Origin of the sequence: Marinobacter sp. (assembly GCF_052094685.1) — a bacterium.
GTDB lineage: Bacteria > Pseudomonadota > Gammaproteobacteria > Pseudomonadales > Oleiphilaceae > Marinobacter.
In genome coordinates this window covers 107218-114961 of sequence record NZ_JBQDKB010000001.1, presented here as the reverse complement: position 1 = coordinate 114961, position 7744 = coordinate 107218, and the positions used below count along the sequence as shown (strand labels likewise).

The 7744-nt window shown below is 52.5% G+C and carries 8 protein-coding genes; all 8 read left to right on the top strand.

The window, feature by feature from the left end; all coding sequences use genetic code 11:
• Nucleotides 1-88 precede the first annotated feature (88 nt).
• Entirely contained in the window at nt 89-457 is a 369-nt protein-coding gene (secE, locus tag ACTH3S_RS00540; RefSeq protein WP_441807061.1) for a preprotein translocase subunit SecE, read from the top strand.
• A gap of 12 nt (nt 458-469) precedes the next feature.
• Nucleotides 470-1003: a transcription termination/antitermination protein NusG gene (gene nusG / locus ACTH3S_RS00535; RefSeq protein WP_441807058.1), complete on the top strand. Its 534-nt coding sequence runs from the start codon at nt 470-472 to the stop codon at nt 1001-1003.
• Nucleotides 1004-1104: 101 nt separating this feature from the next.
• On the top strand, nt 1105-1536 hold the full coding sequence (gene rplK / locus ACTH3S_RS00530; protein WP_441807057.1) for a 50S ribosomal protein L11: 432 nt from the start codon (nt 1105-1107) through the stop codon (nt 1534-1536).
• A 1-nt stretch (nt 1537) separates the two neighbouring features.
• The gene (gene rplA, locus ACTH3S_RS00525) at nt 1538-2236 is read left to right on the top strand and encodes a 50S ribosomal protein L1 (RefSeq protein WP_441807056.1); all 699 of its coding nucleotides are present in this window, start codon (nt 1538-1540) and stop codon (nt 2234-2236) included.
• A 112-nt stretch (nt 2237-2348) separates the two neighbouring features.
• The gene (locus ACTH3S_RS00520; protein ID WP_441807055.1) at nt 2349-2483 is read left to right on the top strand and encodes a hypothetical protein; all 135 of its coding nucleotides are present in this window, start codon (nt 2349-2351) and stop codon (nt 2481-2483) included.
• On the top strand, nt 2473-3003 hold the full coding sequence (gene rplJ / locus ACTH3S_RS00515; RefSeq protein ID WP_441807054.1) for a 50S ribosomal protein L10: 531 nt from the start codon (nt 2473-2475) through the stop codon (nt 3001-3003). The genes ACTH3S_RS00520 and rplJ overlap by 11 nt, the downstream gene beginning before the upstream one ends.
• 39 nt (nt 3004-3042) lie before the next feature.
• Nucleotides 3043-3417, top strand: a complete 375-nt coding sequence (gene rplL / locus ACTH3S_RS00510) for a 50S ribosomal protein L7/L12 (protein WP_441807053.1) — start codon at nt 3043-3045, stop codon at nt 3415-3417.
• Between the two features lie 242 nt (nt 3418-3659).
• Entirely contained in the window at nt 3660-7736 is a 4077-nt protein-coding gene (gene rpoB / locus ACTH3S_RS00505) for a DNA-directed RNA polymerase subunit beta (protein WP_441807052.1), read from the top strand.
• The last annotated feature ends 8 nt before the right edge of the window (nt 7737-7744 follow it).

Below are 7744 nucleotides of genomic sequence, written 5' to 3'. Positions count from 1 at the left end.
AGCAGCGGTCTCCAAAACCGCAGGTTGGGGGTTCGATTCCCTCCTGGCCTGCCATTTTTTTAACATCCGGATACATAAGTTGATTCCCATGGAGTCAAAAGCCGTTCAGTCAAACAGTCGTTTCGACCTAGTGAAGTGGCTGGTTGTGTTTGTGCTGGTTGCCGCTGGTGTAGTTGGTAATCAGTATTTTGGCGCCGAATCTTTGCTGTATCGGGTTCTGGCTCTTGTTGGTCTCGCTATTGTGGCAGCGTTTGTTGCACTGCAGACCGGGCGTGGGCGGCGTTTTGCGACGTTGCTGAAAGAAGCGCGCGTTGAGATCCGGAAGGTCGTATGGCCCACTAGGCCAGAACTGGTTCAAACCACGATTATCGTTGTGGTTTTTGTGCTGGTTGTGTCCTTGCTGTTGTGGGGCATGGATTCGATCATCAGTTTGCTGGTCGCCGGGTTTATCGGTTAACAGGAGTGGGCAATGGCTAAGCGCTGGTACGTGGTTCACGCATATTCTGGCTACGAAAAGCACGTAATGCGCACTCTCGCAGAGCGCATTGCGCTTGAAGGTATGGAGGATCAGTTCGGCGAAATACTGGTTCCTACCGAGGAAGTTGTGGAGATGCGAGACGGGAAGAAGCGCAAGAGTGAGCGCAAGTTCTATCCCGGATATGTTCTCGTTCAAATGGAAATGGATGACGGCACTTGGCATCTCGTGAAAAATACGCCGCGAGTGCTCGGCTTTATTGGTGGCACGAAAGATAAGCCAGCACCGATTACTGAGCGCGAGGCAGAAGCTATCTTGCGCCGCGTTGAGAGTGGTGTTGATAAGCCTAAGCCCAAAACACTGTTTGAGCCTGGTGAAGTTGTTCGCGTTATTGAGGGCCCTTTTGCGGATTTCAATGGCGTAGTAGAAGAAGTTGACTACGACAAGAGTCGTGTCAAGGTTGCTGTTCTGATTTTCGGTCGCTCAACTCCGGTAGAGCTGGAGTTTGGTCAGGTCGAGAAGGACTGATCAGTAGCATTTAACCGGAAGGCTCGCGCACTCAGGTGCTGCGGGCTTTTTGTGTCTGCAACGGGGAGCTGAAAGGCGCTTGAACCCACAGGAGTACTATCATGGCTAAAAAGATAGAAGCATATATTAAGCTTCAGGTTGCTGCCGGTAAGGCCAATCCAAGCCCCCCCGTTGGCCCTGCTTTGGGTCAGCGCGGCGTTAATATCATGGAGTTCTGTAAGGCATTCAACGCCCAGACCCAAGATATGGAAGCCGGGCTGCCGATTCCTACCGTTATCACTGTGTACAGTGATCGCAGCTTTACCTTTATCACTAAAACTCCGCCTGCGCCTGTTCTTCTTAAAAAGGCTGCCGGTGTTAAGAGTGGTTCTGGTCGTCCGAATACCGACAAGGTTGGTAAGGTGACTCGCGAGCAGCTTGAAGAAATCGCCAAGACCAAAGAGCCGGATCTGACTGCAGCCGATATGGAAGCAGCGGTTCGTACCATTGCGGGAACTGCCCGCAGCATGGGCCTAACCGTGGAGGGCGTGTAACATGTCGAAGTTGAGCAAGCGTCAGAAACTGATTCGTGAAAAAGTTGAGTCTGGCCGTTCCTACTCTGTTGATGAAGCAGTAACACTGCTGGTCGAGCTGGGGCAGGGCGTAAAGTTCAAAGAATCTTTAGACGTTGCAATCAACCTTGGTGTTGATGCGCGTAAATCCGACCAGGTTGTTCGTAGCAGCACTGTGTTGCCGCACGGTACAGGTAAAACTGTTCGTGTTGCGGTGTTCACGCAGGGTGCAAACGCTGAAAAAGCAACAGCGGCCGGTGCAGATATTGTTGGCATGGATGACCTCGCTGAAGAGGTTAAGAAAGGCAACATGGATTTCGATGTGGTTATTGCCACTCCGGATGCCATGCGTGTTGTTGGTCAGCTAGGTCAGATCCTTGGCCCTCGCGGCCTGATGCCAAACCCGAAAGTGGGTACCGTTACACCTGACGTTGAGACTGCGGTCAAAAACGCAAAAGCAGGGCAGGTGCGCTACCGTACCGACAAGAACGGTATTATCCACTCTCCTTTGGGGAATGTTGAATTCTCTGCCCAGAACATCAAGGAAAACCTTGAGGCTCTGGTAGCAGACCTGAAAAAGGCCAAGCCATCGTCGGCGAAAGGCGTGTATCTCAAAAAGATCACCGTTTCCTCGACTATGGGTCCTGGCCTGACTATCGATCAAAGCGGTCTTGAAGTCTGACGTTTTGAGCGGTAGTTGCTTTGTAGTCTAGGCGGAAGCCAAGACTGTCAAAGACCGCAGGCCCCTGAAGTCTTTTGACTGGAAGGGTTAAAGCAACGCCTGCGCAGACGGTGTGAAGACGTTCTCTCTGAACCCAAACACCGTTAAGGCGCCCGAAGGAAGCCGATTTGCAAGTGGCTTTCAGGGCAATGATGGGTTTGCCGGGAATACCCCCGGCGAAATCGAGGAGAAATCCAGTGGCAATTAGACTCGAAGACAAGAAAGCGATCGTCGCTGAAGTCAACGAGACTGCCGGTGGTGCTCTGTCTGTGGTTCTGGCTGACTACCGTGGCGTCACCTCTGGTGACATGACGGCTCTGCGTGCCAAAGCTCGTGCTGAGAATGTTCATCTCAAGGTTGTTCGTAACAATCTTGCGAAGATCGCTATTCGTGGTACCGAGTTTGAGTGCATCGATGAGGCCCTGGTCGGCCCGACTATTTTGGCATTCTCTATGGAAGATCCGGGAGCGGCCGCGCGCCTGCTGAAGGATTTTGCGAAAGAGAAAGAGGTGTTCGAGATTAAAGGCCTGGCTGTCGGCGGTGAGCTGATGGGCGCAGACCAGATCGATCGTCTTGCCAAGTTGCCAACACGTCACGAAGCGTTGACGATGCTGGCAGCAGTAACACAGGCACCAATCACCAAGCTGGCACGGACACTGAACGAAGTTCCTTCGAAAGTGACCCGCGCTGTAGCGGCAGTTCGCGACCAGAAGCAAGAAGCTGCTTGATTCTGTTGAACACCATTTTTACCATTTTGGGAGAAAGTCATGGCTCTGTCTAACGAAGACATTTTGAACGCAATTGCAGAAATGAGCGTAATGGACGTTGTAGCGCTTGTTGAAGCAATGGAAGAGAAGTTCGGCGTATCTGCCGCTGCAGCCGTTGCTGCTGCACCTGCAGCTGCCGGCGAAGCCGCTGCTGTAGAAGAGCAGACCGAATTTGACATTATTCTTACCGGTCACGGCGAGAAGAAAGTAAACGTAATCAAGGCTGTTCGTGAACTGACCGGTCTTGGTCTGAAAGAAGCTAAAGAACTGGTTGACGGCGCGCCTTCCACTATTAAGGAAGCAGCGAGCAAAGACGACGCAGAAGAAGCTAAGAAGAAGCTTGAGGAAGCAGGCGCTTCTGTTGAGCTTAAGTAAGAGTCGGCTGTTGATCGAAACTGCGCGTCGAGCGTAGATAGGCTGGTGGCTTTGTGCCACCGGCCTTTTTCTGTTGTATATGCTATAGAGTCTGGTGAGCACGCGCAGGTTGGTTTTAGATCTGCAATCGGTTACCAGAATCTTTGTTCAAGACGGCGCGATAAGCCGAGCAATTCGGCCCCGAAGCAAAACATTGGTTGCTTCTTGATACCAGGTATCAGGTCTAAAGCTGGGGAATGCAGATGACTTACTCCTACACTGAAAAAAAGCGGATCCGCAAAGATTTTAGTAAATTGCCTTCCGTGATGGATGTCCCCTATTTGCTGTCTATTCAGCTGGATTCATTCCGGGACTTCCTGCAAATGGAAGCCGCCCCTGGAGATCGTCGGGAAACCGGTCTTCACGCAGCATTCAAATCCGTATTTCCGATTGCCAGCTACTCTGGCAATGCTGCACTCGAGTATGTGAGCTACCGTATCGGTGAGCCCGTATTTGATGTCAAGGAATGCCAGCTTAGGGGCGTAACATACGCGGCGCCGCTGAGAGTTAAAGTCCGCCTTATCATTTACGATAGGGAGTCGTCCAACAAGGCGATCAAGGACATCAAGGAACAAGAAGTCTACATGGGCGAAATGCCCCTGATGACTGAGAATGGTACCTTCGTTATCAACGGTACCGAGCGTGTTATTGTTTCCCAGTTACACCGCTCTCCCGGTGTGTTTTTTGATCATGACAAAGGTAAGACCCATTCGTCTGGCAAGCTGCTGTATTCAGCTCGGGTGATTCCTTACCGTGGTTCGTGGCTCGATTTCGAGTTCGATGCGAAGGACTCTGTCTTCGTTCGTATCGATCGCAGGCGTAAACTGCCTGCTTCCATCCTTCTGCGTGCGCTGGGATATACCTCCGAGCAAATGCTGGAAATGTTCTTTGATACGAGCAAGTTCACTCTGGCTGCGGAGCATTGCAAGCTTGAGCTGGTACCAAGCCGCCTTCGTGGTGATATCGCGACGTTTGATATCAAAGACAACGACGGAAAGCTGATCGTTGAAGAAGGGCGTCGGATTACCGCTCGTCACATCAAGCAGCTAGAAAAAGCAGGCATCGACGAGCTTGAGGTCCCCACTGAATATCTGTACGGGCGCGTTCTTGCCAAAGATATGGTGGACCAGGCCAGCGGTGAAGTTCTCGTTGAGTGCAATACTGAGCTGAGCGATGAGGTTGTTGCCAAGATTCTGGATGCTGGCGTAACAGACATCGAGACGCTTTATACCAACGACTTGGATTGCGGTCCGTTTATGTCCGATACACTGCGTATCGACCCGACCCGTAGTCCGTTAGAGGCGCTGGTTGAAATTTACCGCATGATGCGCCCTGGAGAGCCGCCCACTAAGGATTCGGCAGAGAACCTGTTTAACAACTTGTTCTTCTCTGAGGAGCGATACGATCTGTCGGCTGTCGGTCGGATGAAGCTCAACCGTCGTCTGCGCCGGGAAGAGAGTACCGGTGAAGGCACGCTGACTCACGAAGACATAATCGATGTTCTCAAAACCCTGATCGATATCCGTAACGGACAGGGCAATGTAGATGATATCGATAACCTGGGTAACCGTCGTGTGCGTTGCGTAGGCGAAATGGCGGAGAACCAGTTCCGCGTCGGCCTGGTTCGTGTAGAGCGTGCCGTGCGTGAACGTTTGAGTCTGGCAGAAAGTGAAGGCTTGATGCCTCAGGATCTGATCAATGCCAAGCCGGTTGCAGCTGCGGTTAAGGAGTTCTTTGGTTCCAGTCAGTTGTCCCAGTTTATGGACCAGAACAACCCGCTGTCTGAAGTGACTCACAAGCGTCGCATTTCGGCCCTTGGGCCAGGTGGTTTGACTCGTGAGCGTGCCGGTTTTGAAGTTCGTGACGTTCACCCGACGCACTATGGTCGTGTGTGCCCGATTGAGACACCAGAAGGCCCGAACATTGGTCTTATAAACTCGCTGGCTACCTATGCCCGTGCCAACTCTTACGGCTTTCTTGAGAGTCCGTACCGAAAAGTTGTCGATGGCCTGGTAACTGATGAGCTGGTTTATCTCTCTGCTATCGAAGAAAGCAATTACGTTATCGCTCAGGCCAGTGCTGCCGTGGACGAAGGCAAGCGCCTGATGGACGAGCTGGTAACGGTACGTCATCAGAACGAAACCACGGTCATGCCTCCTGAAGCCGTCAACTTCATGGATGTATCGCCGCGTCAGGTTGTATCTGTTGCAGCCTCACTGATTCCGTTCCTTGAACACGATGATGCTAACCGAGCCCTGATGGGCGCGAACATGCAGCGTCAGGCAGTTCCGACATTGCGCTCCCAGGTACCACTGGTTGGTACGGGTGTTGAGCGTACGGTTGCCCAGGATTCCGGCGTCTGTGTGACGGCCCGTCGTGGTGGTGTGATTGAAAGCGTTGATGCGGCTCGTGTGGTTGTTCGTGTTAATCATGAGGAAACCGAGGCTGGTGATGCTGGTGTGGATATCTACAACCTTACCAAGTACACCCGTTCGAACCAGAACACCTGTATTAATCAGCGCTCCATTGTTCGACAGGGGGATGCGATTGCCCGCGGTGATGTGCTCGCAGACGGGCCTTCTGTAGATCTCGGTGAGCTGGCTCTGGGGCAGAACATGCGCATCGCATTCATGCCTTGGAACGGTTACAACTTTGAGGATTCCATCCTCATTTCCGAGAAAGTGGTTCAGGAAGACCGTCTGACCACCATCCACATTCAGGAATTGACCTGTGTGGCTCGTGATACCAAATTGGGCAGCGAAGAGATCACCGCGGACATTCCGAACGTTGGCGAAAGTGCGCTGGCCAAGCTAGATGAGTCAGGCATTGTTTACATAGGTGCTGAAGTTGGCGCTGGCGACATTCTGGTAGGCAAGGTAACACCCAAGGGTGAAACCCAGCTGACCCCGGAGGAAAAGCTACTGAGAGCTATCTTTGGTGAGAAGGCGTCTGATGTAAAAGACACCTCCTCCCGTGTGCCAACAGGCACCCGCGGTACCGTAATCGATGTACAGGTCTTTACTCGCGACGGTATCGAGAAGGATCAGCGAGCTCAAGCCATTGAGAAAGAGCAGCTGAACCAGTATCGCAAAGACTTGAAGGACGAGTATCGCATCGTTGAAGGCGCAACCTTCGAGCGACTGTTGAGCGCCCTGAAAGGTCAGTCAGTGATCAGTGGCCCGAGCCTGAAAAAAGGCGCCAGCCTCGATGAAGGGTACTTGGTAGAGCTGCCGCGTTCCGATTGGTTCAAGCTGCGCATGCAGGACGAAAGTCTCAATGAGCTGCTGGAGAAGTCCGAGCAGGGGCTTGAGGAGCGCAAGAAAGAACACGAAGCACGCTTTGATGATAAGAAAGGCAAGCTTCAGCAGGGTGATGATCTTGCGCCAGGTGTTCTGAAAATCGTCAAGGTTTACTTGGCGATCAAGCGTCGTATCCAGCCTGGTGACAAGATGGCGGGTCGTCACGGTAACAAGGGTGTTATCTCAGCAGTCAAGCCTATCGAAGATATGCCGTACGATGAGTTCGGTAATACTGTTGATATCGTTCTGAACCCGTTGGGTGTTCCTTCACGGATGAACGTAGGTCAGGTGCTTGAGACCCACTTGGGTGCAGCCGCCAAAGGCCTGGGGGAACGCATCGGCAAAATGCTGGATGAGCAGCGCAAGGTTGCCGAGCTGCGTAAGTTGCTTGATGAGATCTACAACCACTCTGATGAAGTGTTTAAAGTGGACTTGGATTCTCTGAGTGACAAGGAGATCCTTGAGATGTCCCACAACTTGCGCGGCGGTGTTCCCATGGCCACGCCAGTGTTTGATGGTGCTGAGGAAGCTGAGGTCAAGCACATGCTTGAGCTTGCAGGCCTGAGCACAACGGGTCAGACCATGTTGTACGATGGACGCACAGGTGACCGCTTCGATCGCCCGGTGACTGTAGGGTATATGTATATCCTCAAGCTCAACCACTTGATCGATGACAAGATGCACGCCCGTTCCACCGGTTCGTACAGCCTCGTTACTCAGCAGCCGCTGGGTGGTAAGGCGCAGTTCGGTGGTCAGCGCTTCGGTGAGATGGAAGTGTGGGCCCTAGAGGCTTACGGCGCAGCGTATACGCTGCAAGAAATGCTCACCGTTAAGTCTGACGACGTCAACGGTCGGACTAAGATGTACAAGAACATTGTCGATGGTGATCATCGTATGGAGCCCGGCATGCCGGAATCCTTCAACGTTCTTGTCAAGGAGATCCGTTCGCTGGGTATCGACATCGAGCTGGAATCTGAGTGAGCCGAATT

What these genes read in the sequence shown, in the direction of transcription:
- secE (WP_441807061.1), top strand. Translation starts at nt 89, where the DNA reads ATGGAGTCAAAAGCCGTTCAGTCAAACAGTCGTTTCGACCTAGTGAAG.
- nusG (WP_441807058.1), top strand. Translation starts at nt 470, where the DNA reads ATGGCTAAGCGCTGGTACGTGGTTCACGCATATTCTGGCTACGAAAAG.
- rplK (WP_441807057.1), top strand. Translation starts at nt 1,105, where the DNA reads ATGGCTAAAAAGATAGAAGCATATATTAAGCTTCAGGTTGCTGCCGGT.
- rplA (WP_441807056.1), top strand. Translation starts at nt 1,538, where the DNA reads ATGTCGAAGTTGAGCAAGCGTCAGAAACTGATTCGTGAAAAAGTTGAG.
- rplL (WP_441807053.1), top strand. Translation starts at nt 3,043, where the DNA reads ATGGCTCTGTCTAACGAAGACATTTTGAACGCAATTGCAGAAATGAGC.
- rpoB (WP_441807052.1), top strand. Translation starts at nt 3,660, where the DNA reads ATGACTTACTCCTACACTGAAAAAAAGCGGATCCGCAAAGATTTTAGT.